Annotated in this window: 16 protein-coding genes; 9 read left to right on the plus strand and 7 right to left on the minus strand. The window is 68.4% G+C overall.

The features are described 5' to 3' along the window. Positions 1-226: 226 nt before the first annotated feature. Complete coding sequence (locus BUQ68_RS03945) at positions 227-1375, minus strand: pyridoxal phosphate-dependent aminotransferase (protein ID WP_075214622.1); 1149 nt, start codon at positions 1373-1375, stop codon at positions 227-229. A 247-nt stretch (positions 1376-1622) separates the two neighbouring features. Here BUQ68_RS03945 and BUQ68_RS03950 point away from each other — a divergent pair, with 247 nt between their 5' ends. The 7 genes from BUQ68_RS03950 (at position 1623) to aat (ending at position 8118) form a co-directional block, all read left to right on the plus strand. Continuing rightward, a complete protein-coding gene (locus BUQ68_RS03950; RefSeq protein WP_175577726.1) occupies positions 1623-2990 on the plus strand; it encodes a M48 family metalloprotease in 1368 nt (455 codons plus the stop codon). Positions 2991-3022: 32 nt separating this feature from the next. Further along, positions 3023-3778: a DsbA family protein gene (locus tag BUQ68_RS03955; protein ID WP_075214624.1), complete on the plus strand. Its 756-nt coding sequence runs from the start codon at positions 3023-3025 to the stop codon at positions 3776-3778. Between the two features lie 169 nt (positions 3779-3947). Beyond that, positions 3948-4388 (plus strand): type II 3-dehydroquinate dehydratase, encoded by a 441-nt coding sequence (aroQ, locus tag BUQ68_RS03960; protein ID WP_075214625.1) that lies wholly within the window; start codon positions 3948-3950, stop codon positions 4386-4388. Positions 4389-4413: 25 nt separating this feature from the next. Then, entirely contained in the window at positions 4414-4875 is a 462-nt protein-coding gene (gene accB, locus BUQ68_RS03965) for an acetyl-CoA carboxylase biotin carboxyl carrier protein (RefSeq protein WP_075214626.1), read from the plus strand. 14 nt (positions 4876-4889) lie between these two features. Next, positions 4890-6242: an acetyl-CoA carboxylase biotin carboxylase subunit gene (gene accC, locus BUQ68_RS03970; protein WP_075214627.1), complete on the plus strand. Its 1353-nt coding sequence runs from the start codon at positions 4890-4892 to the stop codon at positions 6240-6242. 92 nt (positions 6243-6334) lie between these two features. Next, a complete protein-coding gene (locus BUQ68_RS03975; RefSeq protein WP_075214628.1) occupies positions 6335-7366 on the plus strand; it encodes a glycosyltransferase in 1032 nt (343 codons plus the stop codon). An 83-nt stretch (positions 7367-7449) separates the two neighbouring features. Further along, a complete protein-coding gene (gene aat / locus BUQ68_RS03980; protein ID WP_075214629.1) occupies positions 7450-8118 on the plus strand; it encodes a leucyl/phenylalanyl-tRNA--protein transferase in 669 nt (222 codons plus the stop codon). 413 nt (positions 8119-8531) lie between these two features. Here aat and BUQ68_RS03990 read toward each other — a convergent pair whose 3' ends face one another. From BUQ68_RS03990 to BUQ68_RS04005, 4 genes are all read right to left on the minus strand, one after another. Then, positions 8532-9092, minus strand: a complete 561-nt coding sequence (locus BUQ68_RS03990) for a DUF2155 domain-containing protein (RefSeq protein WP_245293153.1) — start codon at positions 9090-9092, stop codon at positions 8532-8534. A 213-nt stretch (positions 9093-9305) separates the two neighbouring features. After that, positions 9306-10250 (minus strand): nucleoside hydrolase, encoded by a 945-nt coding sequence (locus tag BUQ68_RS03995; protein WP_075214631.1) that lies wholly within the window; start codon positions 10248-10250, stop codon positions 9306-9308. Positions 10251-10397: 147 nt separating this feature from the next. Further along, positions 10398-10790: an NADH:ubiquinone oxidoreductase subunit NDUFA12 gene (locus tag BUQ68_RS04000; RefSeq protein WP_075214632.1), complete on the minus strand. Its 393-nt coding sequence runs from the start codon at positions 10788-10790 to the stop codon at positions 10398-10400. A 165-nt stretch (positions 10791-10955) separates the two neighbouring features. Next, a complete protein-coding gene (locus BUQ68_RS04005; protein ID WP_075214633.1) occupies positions 10956-11642 on the minus strand; it encodes a response regulator in 687 nt (228 codons plus the stop codon). Positions 11643-12349: 707 nt separating this feature from the next. Between BUQ68_RS04005 and BUQ68_RS04010 the strand changes: the two genes are divergently transcribed. Then, complete coding sequence (locus tag BUQ68_RS04010; RefSeq protein WP_083656254.1) at positions 12350-16090, plus strand: vitamin B12-dependent ribonucleotide reductase; 3741 nt, start codon at positions 12350-12352, stop codon at positions 16088-16090. A gap of 274 nt (positions 16091-16364) precedes the next feature. Continuing rightward, entirely contained in the window at positions 16365-17162 is a 798-nt protein-coding gene (locus BUQ68_RS04015; RefSeq protein WP_075214635.1) for a sulfotransferase family 2 domain-containing protein, read from the plus strand. A 26-nt stretch (positions 17163-17188) separates the two neighbouring features. On the opposite strand, the gene BUQ68_RS04020 is transcribed toward BUQ68_RS04015, so the two are convergent. Further along, positions 17189-17668 (minus strand): CYTH domain-containing protein, encoded by a 480-nt coding sequence (locus tag BUQ68_RS04020; RefSeq protein WP_075214636.1) that lies wholly within the window; start codon positions 17666-17668, stop codon positions 17189-17191. Positions 17669-17901: 233 nt separating this feature from the next. Beyond that, complete coding sequence (locus BUQ68_RS04025; protein WP_075214637.1) at positions 17902-18351, minus strand: RrF2 family transcriptional regulator; 450 nt, start codon at positions 18349-18351, stop codon at positions 17902-17904. Positions 18352-18388: the final 37 nt, after the last annotated feature.

Here is an 18388-nt window from a genome sequence, read left to right on the forward strand (position 1 = left end):
CCCCGGCTGCTCATTCGCTTTGCGAGGAGCAACCATCCGGCCCATTTCTCCGGCGATGGGACCGGTCCGCCCCCGCTGGCAAACGCCTGATCCCGAAGGCCGCCTCACTTCCCTAGAGCGCTTTCCGACCTGACGGAATCGTCAGGTCGAGAAGAAATCGCTCCAGATTCGATTTGCTGGAGCATTCTCTCATCGATCAAGTCATGCAACTTGATCGGAGAATGCTCTAGCGCAGCCAGCGCTCCAGGCGGTCGCAGGCCTCCACCATCGCGTCCGTCCGGCCGGCGAAGGAGAAGCGGATGTAGGCGTGGCCCCGGTCCGTGTCGAAGTCCGGCCCCGGCGTGGCCGCAACGCCCGCCTCGGTCAGCATGCGACGGGCGAAGTCCACGCTGTCGTTGGAGAAACGGCGCACGCTGGCGTAAAAGTAAAAGGCACCGTCCACCGGCAGGTGGTCGTCGAAGCCGAATGCCGGCAGGCGTTCCAGCAGCAAGGCCCGATTGGCCGCATAGACCGCCTTCACGGCCTCCAGTTCCTCGCCCGCCTCGAAGGCGGCGAGCGCGGCGTGCTGGGCAATCTCGGACGGGGAGATGAAGAGGTTCTGGGCGATCCGCTCCACCGGCCGCACGAGCGTCTCCGGCAGCACCATCCAGCCGATCCGCCAGCCGGTCATGCAGTAGTATTTGGAGAAGGAATTCACCACCACCACGTCGTCGCCGTGCGCGAGCGCCGTGGTCTCGCCGCCGGCATAGACGAGCCCGTGGTAGATCTCGTCCATGACGAGACTGATCCGCCGCTCCCGGCAGGCGACCATCAGGGCCTCCACGCCCTCGGCCGTCATCATGGTGCCGGACGGGTTGGCCGGCGAGGCGACGATCAGCCCCTTCAAGGGCCCGCCAGCCGCCGCCGCGTCGAGAAGGGCCGGCGTCACCTGCCAGCGATCCTCGGCCGTGGTCGGGATCTCGACGACCTCCAGGCCGAGAGCGAGCAGGATGTTGCGGTAGGCAGGATAGCCCGGCGTCGGCAGGCCGACCCGATCACCCACGTCGAAGAGCGCCAGGAAGGCGAGGTTGAAGGCACCGCTGGAGCCCTGCGTCACCGCCACCCGGTCCGCCGGCACCGCGATGCCGTAGCGGTCCTGGTAGTGGCGGGCGATGCGCGCCCGGAGCGCCGGCAGACCCAGCGCCTCCGTGTAGCCGACCCGGCCGCGCGCGAGCGCCGTCTCGGCCGCGAGGCGGACGGCGGCCGGCACCGGCGCGCCCGGCTCCCCCACCTCCATGTGGATGATGGATCGGCCCTCGCGCTCCAGCCGGTTCGCGGCCGACATGACGTCCATGGCGAGGAAGGGCGCGACATTGCTGCGGCGGGACGGTTGCATCAGGCCTCCTTGGCGGCGCGTCCGGCCGAAAAGGCACCGGACCGCCGGTCGAAACTTCGCCGAATTCGCGCTCCATCAGCCGGGAGCCGTTCCGTTTGACCCGATCCCGGCCGGGACCTACCTTCTGGCGTTCGGATCGAACGGTTCGATCCTCGCTATCAGGTGGGGACGAGGCTGACCAGACCCGCGGACCCGGCCCTTCGACCGGGGCGGGCCGGCGGTACCGGGTGGAGAGATCATGAGACGCATGCGCCTGACATCCCTCGCCGTGATCGCCGCGACCGCCGGCGCCATGGTGCTGACCTCCCTGGCGCCCGCCTTCGCGCAAGGGCGACGGGTGTCGCTGATCCGGGACGCGGAAGCGGAGGCGCTGATCGCCGACTACGCCCGCCCGATCCTCAAGGCCGCCGGGCTCGGCGGGGCGACGGTGGAGATCAAGATCGTCAACGACCCGTCGTTCAACGCCTTCGTGGCCGACAGCCGGCATATCTTCATCAACGCCGGCACTCTGATGCAGTCGGAGACGCCGAACGAGTTGATCGGCGTCATCGCCCACGAGACCGGGCATCTCGCCGGCAACCACCTGGCGCGGTTGCGCGAAGCGATCCGCAAGGCACAGATCCTGTCGGCGATCGGCATGATCGGCGGCGCGGCGGCGGCCGTCGGCGGCAGCAGTTCGGGCGTGCCGGGCGCCGGCCGGGCCGGTGCCGCGGCGGCGGTGGGCGGCGCGCAGATGGGCCAGCGCAGCCTCCTCGCCTATCAGCGCACGGAGGAGAGCGCCGCCGACCGGGCCGCCCTCACCTACCTGGAGAAGACCGGCCAATCGGCCCGGGGCATGCTCGACGTGTTCGAGCGGCTGGCCGATCAGCAGCTCTTCTCGGCCATGTTCAGCGATCCTTATGCGCTGAGCCACCCGCTCGCCGCCGAGCGGCTGTCGCAGGTGCGCACGGTCGCCGAGCAGAGCCGCCACTTCGGCAAGGCGGACGACCCGTCGCTTGTGGCGCGGCACGCACTCGTCAGGGCGAAGTTCGTCGCCTTCACCGGGGACGCCAACAAGACCGCCCGCGCCTACCCGCCGAACGACACCTCGCTTGCCGCCCAGTATGCCCGCGCGGTGGTGGCCTGGCGCTACGGGGATCCTCGCTCCGCGGTCCGGGCGGTGGACGCCCTCATCGAGCAGGTGCCGTCCAACGCTTTCTTCCAGGAGCTGAAGGGCCAGATTCTTCTGGAAAGCGGGCAGCCCCGGCAGGCCATCGAGCCGCTCCGCCGCGCGGTGAAGCTTGCCCCGAAGGCCGGCCTGATCCGGGTCATGCTGGGGCATGCGCTGGTGGCGAGCGGCGAGGACGGCGTGCTGAAGGAGGCGATCGAGCACCTGACCAAGGGGCTCGGCGACGACCCGGACAACGGCATCGGCTACCGGCAGCTGGCCATCGCCCATGCGCGCACCGGCAACATCGCCCTTGCGGATCTCGCCACCGCGCAAGGCGCGTTCGCCGGCGGCGACATCAAGGCCGCCAAGCAGTATGCCCAGAGGGCTCAAGCGAAGTTGAAGCGCGGCAGCCCGGCGTGGCTTCGCGCGGACGACATCGTCACGTACAATCCGCCCCGCTCGTGATTTGCTGCCGCACCGGAGTGTTCCCCTTGTCGATGTTTCGCCTCCTGCCGTCGCTCGCCGTCGCCGGCTTTCTGATGACCGCGGCGCCTGCCCCCGCGGCCGAGCCGATGACCGCCGAAGAGAAGGCCGCGATCGAGACCATCGTGCGGGACTATCTCCTCGCCAATCCGGAGGTCATCCAGGAGGCGCTGGTCTCGCTGGAGCAGAAGCGCCAGCAGGCCGAGCAGGAGGCGCGCACCGCCGCCGTCTCGTCCATGGAGGACCTGATCTACAATTCGTCGCGGCAGGTGGTGCTCGGCGATCCGAACGCACCGATCGCGCTTGTGGAGTTCTTCGACTACAACTGCGGCTACTGCAAGCGCGCCCTCGACGACACCCTCGCCCTTCTGGACGAGAAGGATGTGAAGATCATCCTGAAGGAATTCCCCATCCTGGGACCCGGCTCGGTGGAGGCCGCGCGCGTGGCGGTGGCGGTGAACCTCGCCGCGCCCGACCGTTACCTCGACTTCCACAAGGCGCTCCTCACCGGGCGCGGGCAGGCGGACGAGAAGCGCGCCTTCACGGTGATCGAGGAACTCGGCATGGACGCCGACGCCATTCGCGCCAAGATGGGCGATCCGGAGGTGGCCAACACCCTGGAGGAGGTCTACACGGTCGCCAACCGCCTCGGCCTTTCCGGAACGCCGACCTATGTGATCGGCAACGAGGTGGTGTTCGGCGCGGTGGGCGTCGACGACCTGAAGACCAAGATCATCGCCATGCGCGAGTGCGGCAAGGCCGTCTGCTGACCGCCCGGGCGGGGCATGACCGGTCGCGCAGGTCGGCCCCCGTGCGACACTGGTGCGACAACACGGCTGCCATGCCCTTTTTTTCCCAGGGCCGAATGCCTATAAGGGGGCGGAACGTGCCGGGGCATCCCTTTCGGCGCGATTCCAGTACGGCTTGTCGGAATCCCCCTTGGCACGCGACGTCCTCGTCCTCAACGGACCCAATCTCAACCTGCTCGGTACCCGCGAGCCCGGCGTCTATGGCGCCGCGACTCTGGCCGACGTTGAGCTGGCGTGCCGGGAGAAGGCCGGGAGCCTCGGCCTTGCCATGGAGTTCCGCCAGTCCAATCACGAGGGTGACCTCGTGGACTGGATCCACGAGGCCGGGCGCCGTAAGGCCGGCGTCGTGATCAATCCGGGCGCCTACACCCACACGTCCATCGCGCTCCATGACGCGATCAAGGGCACCGGCGTTCCGCTTATCGAAGTCCACCTGTCCAACGTCCATGCGCGGGAAAGCTTCCGGCACCACTCCTTCGTCTCGCCTGTGGCGAGCGGGGTGATCGTCGGCCTCGGCCCCAGAGGCTACCTGCTCGCGCTCGACGCCATCGCCGCGATCCTCGCCGACTGATCCCGGCCGGAGTCCTGACTGTCCCATGGTTACGAAATCCATCGACTACGACCTGATCCGCAAGCTCGCCGCCATCCTGGACGAGACCGACCTGACCGAGATCGAGGTCGAGCAGGACAAGCTGCGTGTCCGCGTCGCCCGCGCCCCCGCCGTGCAGTCCTACGCGCCAGCAAGTTCGGCGCCTGCCCCGGCGGTCGCCACCGTGGCGGTTCCGCTGCCGGCCGGCGGCGGCATTCCCGACCCGGCGACCCATCCGGGCGCCGTGACCTCCCCCATGGTGGGCACCTGCTATCTCGCGGCCGAACCGGGGGCCCGGTCCTTCGTGGAGGTCGGCGACGTGGTCCGGCAGGGCCAGACCGTCCTGATCGTCGAGGCGATGAAGCACATGAACCAGATCGCCGCGCCGCGGGCCGGCAAGGTCACCGCCATCTTCGTCGACAACGGCCAGCCAGTGGAATTTGGCGAACCCCTCCTCATCATCGAATGAGCGTGCGGCGCCCGATGTTCAACAAGATCCTCATCGCCAACCGTGGCGAGATCGCGCTCCGGGTGCTCCGCGCCTGCAAGGAGCTCGGCATCGAGACGGTCGCGGTCCATTCCACCGCGGACGCCAACGCCATGCACGTGCGTCTTGCCGACGAGTCCGTGTGCATCGGGCCGCCGCCGGCGCGCGACAGCTATCTCAACATTCCCTCGCTGCTTGCCGCCTGCGAGATCACGGGCGCCGATGCGGTGCACCCGGGCTACGGCTTCCTCAGCGAAAACGCGCGCTTCGCCGACATCCTGTCCGCGCACAACATCACCTTCATTGGCCCGACCGCGGAACACATCCGCATCATGGGCGACAAGATCGAGGCGAAGGCGACGGCCAAGCGGCTCGGCATCCCGGTGGTGCCGGGCTCCGACGGGGCCGTCACCACCGATGAGGACGCCCACCGCATCGCCGCCGACATCGGCTATCCGGTGCTCGTGAAGGCAGCCGCCGGCGGCGGCGGGCGCGGCATGCGCGTCGCCCTCAACGAGGAGGAGATGTCGATGGCGCTCTCCTCCGCCCGCTCGGAGGCCAAGAACGCCTTCGGCGACGACAGCGTCTATATCGAGAAGTACCTGCTGAAGCCGCGTCACATCGAGGTGCAGGTGCTGGGCGACGGCCAGGGCAACGCCATCCACCTCGGCGAGCGCGACTGCTCGCTGCAGCGGCGCCACCAGAAGGTCTGGGAAGAGGCGCTGTCGCCGGCGCTCAACCAGGAGAGCCGCGACAAGATCGGCAAGATCGTTGCCGACGCCATGGCCGAACTGAACTACGCCGGTGTGGGGACGATCGAATTCCTCTACGAGGACGGCGAGTTCTATTTCATCGAGATGAACACCCGCCTGCAGGTGGAGCATCCGGTGACCGAGATGATCACCGGCATCGACCTCGTCAACGAGCAGATCAAGGTGGCCTCCGGCGCCGCGCTGCAGATCCGCCAGTCGGACGTGACCTTCAACGGCCACGCCATCGAGTGCCGGATCAACGCGGAGAACCCGGCCACCTTCGCGCCCTCCCCCGGCAAGATCAGCTACTGGCATCCGCCGGGCGGGCTCGGGGTCCGGGTCGATTCGGGCGTCTACCAGGGCTACAACATCCCCCCGCACTACGACAGCCTGATCGGCAAGCTGATCGTGCACGGCCGCACCCGGGTCGAATGCATGATGCGGCTGCGCCGCTGCCTGGACGAGTTCGTGGTGGACGGCATCCAGTCCACCATCCCGCTGTTCCGGCACCTGGTGGACAACCAGGACATCGCCAACGGCATGTACGACATCCACTGGCTGGAGAAGTGGCTGGCGACGGAGCCGTTCGAAGCTTGAGGATCGCGCCGACGGGTGCGATTCTCCCGATCGGTTGACGTTTGGTTCGCACCTCCTGCGGTAGGCTTCCCGCCCTGCCGCAGGATCACCCCATGCACCGCCTCTCCGTGCTCATCCCGTCCGACGAGGCCGTGTTCGTGGACGGCCTTGCCGACGCCTACCGGGACCTCGGTCATCTGGTGGCGACCGGCCGGGACCGGCTGTTCGACAACGGTGCCCGGTTCGACCTGGTCCACCTGCAATGGCCGGAGGAGTTCAGCGGCTGGTTTCCGCCGAAGCCGGACGACACCGCGCGCGTTCTCGACCGGCTCGCCCTCCTCGGCCGGCGGGCGCGGGTGATCGGCGAGATGCACGATCTGGTGCCCAACATCGACGGCGCCAATCCCGCCTATCGGCCGCTCGTCACCGGCTTCTACGCGGCCTGCGAGACCGTGGGGCACTGCTCGGAACACTCGCGGCGGAGCACGCTCGCGCTCTATCCGGAGCTTTCTTCGCTGCGGCATCGGGTGCACCCGCCCTTCAGCTACCGGAACTCCTTCGTGCCGACGCGCGTGCCGCCGCCGCCGGCCGGGCGTCCGCTTCGCGTGGGTTTCTTCGGCTCCATCCGGGAGGTGGCGGAGTTCCGCCTGCTGGTCGCCGCTTTTAAGCGTTTCCGCCGCGACGGGGCTGAGCTCCACGTCATGGGCCGGCTCGCCACCTCCAACCGGCTCGGCCGGGCGCTCCTGCGCCGCTGGGCGCGGTGGGGCGGCGGGGTGACGCTGCACGAGGGCCACTTCAGCGACGACGCGTTGACCGACTTCATCGACGACCTCGACGTCGTGCTCATCCCGCGCCGGCCGCCGCACAACAATTCCGGCGTCTTCTATCTCGCCATGCAGCGCGGCAAGATGGTGGTGGCGCCGCGCTACGGCATCTACGAGGAGTTTCTCGCCGGCACGGACAACCCGCTCTATGCCCCCGGCGACGCGCGTTCGGCCGCCGAGGCGCTCGCCACCGCGGCCGCACACCAGCCGCGGGAGGTCGGGCGCGCGAACCGCGCGCAGGCGGCCGGCTGGACCTTCGCGCGCATTCTGGAGGCCTACGGCATCCACGCCGCCCATCGCCAGAGCGGGACAGGTGGCTGACGTCGCTGGCGTTTCCGTGTCATAACCGGATCATGCCCTTGTCGGTCGCCCTGGCCGGCAGCGTGTCAAGTCGAGGCTTCAGGATGACCGGGCGGGACGATCTGTCGTTTGCCATCACCCCGGAGGTGCTGCTGAAGGCCTATGCCTGCGGTATCTTCCCGATGGCGGAAAGCGCCGACGATCCGACCCTCTTCTGGGTGGAGCCGGATTGGCGCGGCGTGCTGCCGCTCGACGGCTTCCATCTGCCGAAGCGGCTCGCCCGCACCGTCCGCCAGGACCTCTTCGAGATCCGGATCGACACCAGCTTCAACGGCGTGATCGACGGCTGTGCCGCACCGGCACCGGGCCGCACGAAGACCTGGATTAACCGCCGCATCCGCGCTCTCTACGGCGACCTCTTCCGCCTCGGCCACTGCCACACGGTGGAAGCCTGGCAGGACGGCGAACTGGTGGGCGGGCTCTACGGGGTGTCGCTCGGCGCCGCCTTCTTCGGCGAAAGCATGTTCTCCTTCTGCACCGATGCCTCCAAGGTCGCCCTGGTGCACCTGGTCGCGCGTCTGCGCGCCGGCGGCTACACCCTGCTCGACACCCAGTTCGTCACCGAACACCTCACCCGATTCGGCGCCACCGAAATCGCACGCGAGGTCTACAGCCGCGAGCTGGAGACCGCCGTCCAGGCCACCGCCGACTTCCTCGCTCTGCCGAGGAGCCTCTCTGGCGCCGACGCGCTGGCGTGGATCGCGGAGGGCTGACGGGCCATAAGAAGGGAAACCGGGTGCGGTGGAGAACGGCACCGGCCCACGCGATCCCCCTCCCTACCCCCCATCGTCATGGTCCGGTTCAGCCGGACCATCCACGCATCTCCCCGACAACCGGAAAAGCGTGGGCGGTTCGCCTTCGCGGACCATGACGATGATGGCAGGCATCAGCGCGACGAGCGCGCACTTCGCTTCGACCCAAGGCGTCACCCCGGCGAACGCCGGGGCCCAACCGTCTGAGGCAACACCCGCGACGGTGCCGAAGCCCATGCGGTCGGTTGGATCCCGGCTTTCGCCGGGATGACGGTCAGGTTCGGATGGGCCTTCTCCCACGAGGACAATAGGCGGCGATCACGCGCCACGGTCTTCCACCTTGCCGCATCCCGCCGAAGCTCTGTCAACTCCCCTCAGTCCAGGATTTCGCCCGGCGGGATCGCCTCGCCGTCTTCGGGGATGTCGAGCTCCGGCTCGCCGATCGCGGACGCGGGGATCGGGGGCTTGGGACGGGGGACGGGGAGGCCGTCGATCATCTCCAGCGGCGTCGGGTTGGCCTCGGCGGCGCTCACCTGGTCGGGGCTCGACGGCGGGCGGATGTCGCTGTCCTGGCGGCAGTCGTTGAGCCAGATGTCGTAGACCGGGTGTTCCACGGCGTTGAGGCCGGGGCTCGCGGCGAACATCCAGCCGGAGAAGATCCGCTTGATCTCGTCGTTGAGGGTGATCTCGTCCACCTCCACGAAGGCGTCCGTCTGCGCCGCCTCGGTGGGCGGGCGGGTGTAGCAGACGCGCGGGGTCACGCGGAGCGCGCCGAACTGCACCGTCTCGTCCACGTAGACATCGAAGGTGATGATGCGCCCGGTGATCTTGTCGAGCCCGGTGAACACCGCGACGGGGTTGGCCATCTTGTCGGCGAAGGCGGGACTCGCGGCGAGCGGTGCGCCGAGCGCCAGGAGGCCGAGGCAGGTACGCATGAAGGTCATCGACAGGCAGCCCGTGGCGTCTCACGTCCAAGCGCGGACCGGTTCCGGCGGAACCGCCCGATGCGCTCGCGACGAAGGTTCGTCCGCCGGGTCCGTAGCATCCGGCCGGCGGCTTGAAAAGCTGAAGTCGTCGACGAATGCGGCACTTCGACGACCATGGCCGCCGCGGCCGCCATGGGGCGGGTCCGGCGGCCACGCCACGGGTCAGGCGAGCCGGCGGAAGGCGTCCAGGATGAGGTCGAACACCTTCGGCGAATCGAGCTTGGTGATCCAGGTGGCGTTCGGCCGGCGGTCGGTCACCTTCCAGCGGTCCACCACCGTCTGGCCGAAGCAGAGGCCTGGCGTCGTTTCCACCTCCACGTTGAGGTGCAGGCCCTCGAAGAGCTCGGGCGCGAGGATCCAGGCGACCGTCATCGGGTCGTGCAGCGGCCCGCCTTCGGTGCCGTACTTTTCCGTGTCGAAGCGCTCGTAGAAGCTGAGAAGCCCCTCGAAGGCGACGCCGACCTTGCTGTCGAGCGCCCGCATCACGTCGAGCCACGGGCGGGTGATCTGCGCCTGATGGGTGGCGTCGAGGGAGAGCACGACGATCTCCGCGCCGGAGCGGAAAACCCGAGCGGCCGCATGCGGATCGACGAAGATGTTGAACTCGGCGGTCGGCGTGATGTTGCCGCCCTCGATCGAGGCGCCGCCCATCAGCACGATGCGCTCCAGCCGCTGCGCGAGGCGCGGCTCCTTGGCAAGCGCGAGGGCGATGTTGGTGAGCGGCCCGAGGGGCACCAGGGTGACGGTCTTCGGCGGCCGGCTCATCACGGCCTCGACGATCCAGTCGGGGGCGAACTCCGGGCGCACGGGGGTTACAGGGTCCGGAAAGTCCCAGCCGTCGAGGCCGGTCGCGCCGTGCACGTGTTCGGCGGTGACGAGCGGCACCACCAGCGGCGCCGCGGCACCGGCGAACACGGGAACGTCCGTCCGGCCGGCAAGCTCCAGGAGCCTCAGGCAGTTGGGCACGGTGAGGTGGAGCGGCACGTTGCCGGCGACCGCCGTCAGCCCGAGCACCTCCACCGCGTCGGGCCGGCCGAGCGCCAGCATGATGGCGACCGCGTCGTCCTGGCCGGGATCCGTGTCGATGATGAGGGAGCGGGGAGCCATGACGGATCTTTCAGCGGCGCCCGACAGCCGAAGCGCTCCGAGCGGTGTGGGAGGAGGACGCGAAAACGGGACGGCGAACCGTCCCGTCGGATTGAAGCAGGGTGATCAGGCGCGGCGGCAAGGGCCAGGCCGCGCTTCGCTGGCCCGTCAGCTGCCGGGCGTCCAGGCGTCGTAGTCGCCGGTGACGCGGGGCCGGGCCTCTGGCGTGAGGATTGATCCGTGCGGACGATAGGCCCCCGCCGTGCCCGTCATGTTCGGCACGTGCGGCTGTTCCCAGGCGTGGGCCACGTAGGCCTCCTTCGGCGGCGGCACGTCGGTGCGGTGGTGCATCCAGCCATGCCAGCCCGGCGGGATGGACGACGCCTCGGCCTCGCCGTTGTAGATGACCCAGCGGCGCTTTCCGCCCCGCTCCTGGTAGTAGATGTTGCCGAACTGGTCCTCGCCCACGCGCTCACCCTTGCGCCAGGTGAAGAAGCGGGTGCCGACGGTCTGGCCGTTCCACCAGGTGAAGATCTCGAGAAGCGTGGTCTTGATTGACATGGGGTTCGCTCGTCCGGACTCGGCGGGACTATGGCGAGGGGTCGGGCCGATGTCCAGCGAAACCGTCGCAACGCAGCAGAGCCGAAAACCGGCGGCTTGCCCCACCCGGCCGGCACCGGCGGCGGGGTCGTCCGAGGCCCGGCGACCGCCACGCGCGGCGGGTCGTCAGGACTGGCGGGGGCGGGCGAAGCCGTCGGTGCGCACGTCGCGCCGGTTGCGCTGCGGCGGTGTGGCGGGGGCGTCGACCGCCGTCGCCAGCACCCACTTGCGCGGCTTTGCCGGCACGGATTCCAACTCGAGCGGGACGTCGACCTCCGCCTTGGCGGCGCGGACGGAGCGGACCTGGTTCAGCGCCTTCGCCCGCGCCTGCTGGGCGGCGATCTTGGCCTGGACGCCCTCGATCTCGAAGTGCGTGCCGTCGGCGGAGAGCTCGAACCGGCGGCCGTCGGTGGTGATGTGGCGGACCCGTTCGGCAAGGAGCGCCGGCGCCACCGGCTTCACCAGCACCATGTGCACCCCGGCCTTCATGGCCCGCTCCACGGTGGCGCGGGTGGCGTGGGCGGTGACCACGATCACCGGCGTGAAGCAGAGGGGCTGCATGTGCCGGTCGCGGATGGTGCGCAGGAACTGGCTGCCGGACAGCGGCCGGCGCATCCAGTCGGTGAGGATCAGGTTGGGCGGCTCGTGCAGCATGGCGTCGAGCGCCTTCTGCGGCGTGTCGAACACCTGGATCCGCCGCGGCCGCAGGTGCGCCAGCATGGACCGCAGGAGCCCCTGCATGGGCTTGGACTCGTCGATGATGACCACATCGAGAGCGTCGAGATCGAGCCCGAAGGCGGAATGGTGGGTCATGCACGCCTCGCATGGGAAACGAGCCTGCCCGGCCAGGTAGGCATGGATGCGTCGATCGGAACGGAACGGCCCCGACGCGGGTTGCCTCACACCTGTTGCGCGCAATCAACGGCTCGGGCCGATCCTTCAGGACACTAGGCCCGGGACCCTAAGCAGGCTTGAACGAGCCGGGTCGGATTCGCCTAAAATGCGGCGGATCGGCCCGACACGGGCGTTGATTCCGCCTCTCACCCCAATATCTAGTATGTGATGTGCCGCCGAGCCCCTAGAGCTTGACGCGATCAAGAGACTCGCCTTAGGCTTTCTTCATTCCAGGCGGGCCTGGCCGGTCCGAGCGACCGTCGCCGCCCGGTTTGCGCGCCGCGAATCGGTTCGGCGGCAAAACAACACCGGTCAAGGGTTCGATGCGGGTTCGACCCATCCGATCGCCGGCGTCCCAAACGGGCGTGGATAAGGTGACGGACTTGGGGAAAAGGCACCGGAGCCTGGAAACGAGTCTTTAACGAGACTCGGTGTGCAGTCTAGATGTAGCGGCTCGTGACGCTCCTGTGACACCATATGCGGTGGCTGACGCCCCACATGAGGCGAATGTCCAGGGCCTTGCGGGAATGGCGGACAACCTGTCTTTAACGATCGGGGGCTGGCGGGCTCGCCCGGGTCAGGGTCGCCGTCGGTCAATGATGCGAAGTACCAAGGGACATTCGACGATGCGGATCGAGCGGCGTTTCACCAAGGATGGTCAGTCCCCCTACGCGGAGATCGAATTCCGGTCCGCGACCAGCGAGATCCGCAATCCGGACGGCTCGGTGGTGTTCCGGGCGGCCGACATCCAGGTCCCGGCCCAGTTCAGCCAGGTCGCGTCCGACATCCTGGCCCAGAAGTACTTCCGCAAGGCGGGCGTGCCGGCGGTCTTGAAGAGCGTGGAGGAGAACGACGTTCCGTCTTTCCTCTGGCGCAAGGAGGCCGACGCCAAGGCCCTCGCCAAGATGCCGGAGGCGGCGCGCTTCGGCGGCGAGAGCGACGCCCGGCAGGTGTTCGACCGGCTGGCCGGCACCTGGACCTACTGGGGCTGGAAGGGCGGCTATTTCGACGACGAGGCGGCCGCGTCCGCCTTCTATGACGAGATCCGCTACATGCTGGCCACCCAGAAGGTGGCGCCGAATTCGCCGCAGTGGTTCAACACCGGCCTGCACTGGGCCTACGGCATCGATGGTCCGTCCCAGGGCCACTACTACGTCGACCCGAAGTCCGGCGAACTCGTGCGCTCGGCCTCGGCCTACGAGCATCCGCAGCCGCACGCCTGCTTCATCCAGTCGGTCGAGGACGATCTCGTCAACGACAACGGCATCATGGATCTCTGGGTGCGCGAGGCGCGCCTCTTCAAGTACGGCTCCGGTACCGGCTCCAACTTCTCCAAGCTGCGCGGCGAGGGCGAGAAGCTCTCCGGCGGCGGCAAGTCGTCGGGCCTCATGTCCTTCCTGAAGATCGGCGACCGGGCGGCTGGCGCCATCAAGTCGGGCGGCACCACGCGCCGCGCGGCCAAGATGGTGGTGGTCGACATCGACCATCCGGACATCGAGCAGTACATCAACTGGAAGGTGAAGGAGGAGCAGAAGGTCGCCGCCCTCGTCACCGGCTCCAAGGTCTGCTCCAAGCACCTGACCGCCATCATGCAGGCGATCGCCGCGGCGGCGGACCTCCCCGTGGAGGACCGGCTGGACCCGGCGAAGAACCTCGGCCTCAAGCGCGAGGTGCGCGCCGCCAAGAAGGCCATGGTGCCGGAGAACTACATCCGTCGGGTGATCCAGTTCGCCCGCCAGGGCTACACCTCCATCGAATTCCCGGTGTTCGACACCGACTGGGATTCGGAGGCCTACCTCACCGTCTCGGGCCAGAACTCCAACAACTCCGTGCGCGTCACCGACGACTTCCTGCGCGCGGTGGAGACCGACGGCTCCTGGAACCTGACCGCCCGCAAGGACGGCCGGACCGTGAAGACCCTGAAGTCCCGCGACCTCTGGGAGCAGATCGGCCACGCCGCCTGGGCTTCGGCCGACCCGGGCATCCAGTACCACACCACCATCAACGACTGGCACACCTGCCCGGCCTCCGGCGAGATCCGCGCGTCCAATCCGTGCTCGGAATACATGTTCCTGGACGACACGGCCTGCAATCTCGCCTCGCTGAACCTGCTGCAGTTCGTGCGCGCAGACCGCTCGTTCGACATCGACGCGTTCGAGCACGGCTGCCGGCTGTGGACCGTGGTGCTGGAAATCTCCGTCCTGATGGCGCAGTTCCCGTCCAAGGAGATCGCGCGCCTCTCCTACGAGTTCCGCACCCTCGGCCTCGGCTACGCCAACATCGGCGGCCTTCTGATGTCGTCGGGCATTCCCTATGATAGCGCGGAAGGCCGGGCCATCTGCGGCGCCATCACGGCCATCATGACCGGCGTCTCCTACGCCACTTCCGCCGAGATGGCCAAGGAACTCGGGCCCTTCCCGGGCTATGCGGCGAACGCCGATCCGATGCTCCGGGTGATCCGCAACCACCGCCGGGCGGCGCACGGCCTGAAGGATGGCTACGAGAAGCTGCACACGCCGCCGGTGCCGCTCGACCACGGCGCCGTCCGCGACAAGCGCCTCGTCGATGCCGCCAAGGCGGCGTGGGACCGCGCGCTCTCGCTCGGCGAGGCGCACGGCTATCGCAACGCGCAGGTCTCGGTGATCGCCCCGACGGGCACCATCGGCCTCGTCATGGACTGCGACACCACTGGCATCGAGCCCGACTTCGCGCTCGTGAAGTTCAAGAAGCTGGCCGGCGGCGGCTACTTCAAGATCATCAACCGCGCCGTGCCGGAGGCGCTGCGCGCTCTCGGCTACGCGGAGAGCCAGATCGCCGAGATCGAGGCCTACGCGGTCGGCCACGGCTCCATCGCCCAGGCGCCGCACGTCCACCCGGGCGCGCTCCGCACCAAGGGCCTTTCCGACACGGCCATCGAGAAGCTGGCGGGCGCGGTGAAGTCTGCGTTCGACATCAAGTTCGTGTTCAACCGCTGGACCCTCGGCGACGCGGAGATGAAGGCGCTCGGCGTCACCGACGCCCAGATGGCCGACCCGTCCTTCGACCTCCTCACCCACCTCGGCTATTCCAAGGCCGAGATCGAGGCGGCCAACACCCACGTGTGCGGGGCGATGACCCTGGAAGGCGCGCCCTTCCTGAAGACCGAGCACTACGCGGTGTTCGACTGCGCCAACCCGTGCGGGCGCACCGGCAAGCGCTACCTGTCGGTGAAGAGCCACATCCACATGATGGCCGCGGCGCAGCCCTTCATCTCGGGCGCCATCTCCAAGACCATCAACATGCCGAACGACGCCACGGTGGACGACTGCAAGGAGGCCTACATGCTCTCCTGGCGGCTCGCCCTCAAGGCGAACGCCCTCTACCGCGACGGCTCCAAGCTCTCCCAGCCGCTCAACAGCCAGCTCCTGGCCGATGACGACGAGGACGCTGAGGACGCCGTGGAGGCGATCGTCGCCGAGAAGGCGATTGCCGCCCGCGCCGCCGCTGCCGCCGAGCGCATCGTGGAGCGGATCGTGGAGCGCCACGTCCGTGCCCGCGAGAAGATGCCCGACCGGCGCAAGGGCTACACCCAGAAGGCGATCGTCGGCGGCCACAAGGTCTACATCCGCACCGGCGAGTACAACGACGGGCGGCTCGGCGAGATCTTCATCGACATGCACAAGGAAGGCGCCGCCTTCCGGGCCATGATGAACAACTTCGCCATCGCCATCTCGCTCGGCCTGCAATACGGCGTTCCGCTGGAGGAGTATGTGGAGGCCTTCACCTTCACGCGCTTCGAGCCGGCCGGCATGGTGCAGGGCAACGACGCCATCAAGAACGCCACGTCCATCCTGGACTACGTGTTCCGCGAGCTCGCCGTCAGCTACCTCGGCCGGCACGACCTCGCCCACGTGGTGCCGCAGGACGCCGGCAACACCGGCCTCGGTGGCGGCGTGCGCGAGGAGAAGGCGGCGGAAGGCATCGTCAGCCACGGCCTCGTCCGCGGCCGGCCGACCCAGCTGAAGGTGTTCACCGGCACGCCCGACCCGAAGGGTGCCGCCGCCCCCGGCGCCACCGCGACGGCCAGTGCCACCGGCGGCGCCGTCTTCGCGGCCGCCCGCAGCGGCAGCGCCGTCACTGCCTTCGCCGCCGGCGGTGCCGCCACCGCCTTCAAGCGCGACCTCGACGCCGACCCAGCCACGACCGCCACGGTCACCGTCGGCGTCGCCCAGGCCGCCCCGCAGAAGGACTACGCCACCAAGATCCAGGAAGCCCGCATGAAGGGCTACGAGGGCGAAGCCTGCTCGGAATGCGGAAACTTCACCATGGTCCGCAATGGCACATGCCTGAAGTGCGACACGTGCGGCGGCACCAGCGGGTGCAGCTGAGAGGGTTGAGGGAGGGATCCATCAGCCTAGCCTAGCCGACAAATAAACCGGGCGCCTTTGTGCGCCCGGAACGGCATATGGGAACATAACGAAAACAATGTTTTAGCCGCGGCGGATCCGCTACGACGCGTTCGTCCACACGGAGCGGGATGGTGGATCGGCCGCCGTTAAGCGGCGCTTAAACATAGTTTGAAACGGTTTCGGATGCCGCGTCCATCGCGGTTTGCAGGACCGTGCGGGGGCGCGCGGGGCCGGAGCGAAAGGATCGTCGACCATGACCTACACGCCGACCTTCGAGCCGGGCGAATATCGGTGCCCGACCACCCACTACCGGATCGAGATCGACGGTCGGAAGATCCTCTACGCCTATATCCGCAAGAATGCCTGCACGGCGTTCAAGATGATGATCAACCGAGACCTTCACCCCGCCTATGTGGCGAACGCGGCGCTCGGGCGGGAGCCGAAGGATCGCTACAACATCAACGGCAACATGCGCTACTTCGCCGTGACGCCGAAGGCGCTGGCGGCCGATCCCGTCTACGACGCCTCGGTCTTCGTGCACCGGGATCCGGTCGCCCGGTTCGTGTCCGTCTACACCAACAAGTTCATCGACGTCTCCGGCGCCGACGACATCCGCCGCAACTACGAAGCCCTGACCGGCCTTTCCTTCGAGCAGGCGACCTTCGACGACTTCATGCGCTATGCCGGCAACGACTTTGCCAAGCTCGACTGTCACCTGTGGCCGCAGAAGGCGCATCTCTGGCCGATGGTCTACACGGCGCCGGTCGCGATCGGCGATCTGGAGGCCGGCATGGCCGCCCTCATCGGCCCGGAGGCGGCGCATACCTGGTTCGGACGCAAGATCAACGCCTCCCGCACCGGCGAGGGACCGTCCGACAGGATTCTCACCGACGTCCCGGCCGCCGATCTCCGCCGGCTGCAGGCGGAGGGGGCCGTCATCACGGCGGAGGCTTTCGTGACCGACGCGGTGCGGGCGTTCGTGGCGGAGAAGTATGCGTCGGACTACGCCATGCTGGCCGCCTGCCGGGCGGACCTGCGCACGGCCGCCTGATCCTCCCGGATCAACGGATGGACGGATCAGCCGGTCCAGCGCGCGCCGTCGAACACCAGTTGGGCCAGGTGGCCGGACGCGTAGCGCGGATCCCCGGTGATCTCGACGCCGGCCCAGACCGGAACGGTCAGCGGGTGGGCAAGGCTCGGCAACTCCACGTCGGCGGTGACGAGACCGGCAAGCGGGCCGACATATTCGTCCACCTGCCAAAGGAGATCGCCCACGGTCACGTCGTGACGGATCTTCTCGATGGGCGGCCCCACCGCGAACTCAGCGATCATTGCCTCCGCGTCCTCGGCGGTCACCGGCAGCACGTATTCGCTCCGACTGACGCCCACTCTCCGGCCCTTAAGCGTCAGGGAATGCTCGCCGTTACAGGATCGGAGTCGCACCTTCCCAGCCGAGAAGGCGGCGATCAGGTAGTCGCTGAGGTGGTGCGCGCGGATCACCCGGCTCCGCCAGGTATCCGCCGATACGAGAAACTTGCGCTCGACTTCCGTGGCCATTCCGCTGTCGTCCCGAGACGGCGTGGACGCGTCTGCCCACTGACGTCATAGCGGTCGCAGGCCGTGGAGGGAAGAGCCCGCCATCCGTGGACCCCTCCTCCGGAGCCGAACGCTGCAGCGCCGCATCGGGATCCACGGGCCGGAACGCGCTGTGGCCGCAGGCCCGCCCGACAGGACGCCGACCGACTGACCATGCCGAGATCGCCTGTGCCGCCCTCTCAGGAACGGTGCGATCAGCGGCAGTCGGCCGTCTCTTTGATACCGAGCAGCGCGGTCAGGCCCTGCGGTTCCGCCACCAGGTCGGCAAGGGTGACGCGGTCGAGGACACCGAAGAAGGCCTCCATGGCAGCCGCCAAGGCCGGTCTCAGGCGGCACTCAGGCGCGATCGGGCAGGTGTTTCGATCTTCGGCGAAGCATTCCGCCACCGGCTCGTGCTCGGTCGCCCGCAGCACTGCACCGATGGAGATGTGATCCGGACGGCGCGCCAGCGAGACGCCGCCGCTGCGGCCCCGGTGGGTCTCGACGAAGCCGAACCGCGCGAGCGTCTGGGCGATCTTCGCCAGGTGGTGCTCGGATATGGAGTAGGCAGCCGCCACGGACGACACGGGCACCGGGTCCTCCGGATGGAGGGCGCAGTACATCAGCATGCGGACGGCATAGTTCGAGTGCAAGGTGAGGCGCATGGAACCTGATCGCCTCCGGTCTGCCCACGGTCGAACA

It is taken from the genome of Mongoliimonas terrestris, from assembly GCF_001927285.1.
In the GTDB taxonomy this organism is placed as follows: Bacteria; Pseudomonadota; Alphaproteobacteria; order Rhizobiales; family Pleomorphomonadaceae; genus Chthonobacter; species Chthonobacter terrestris.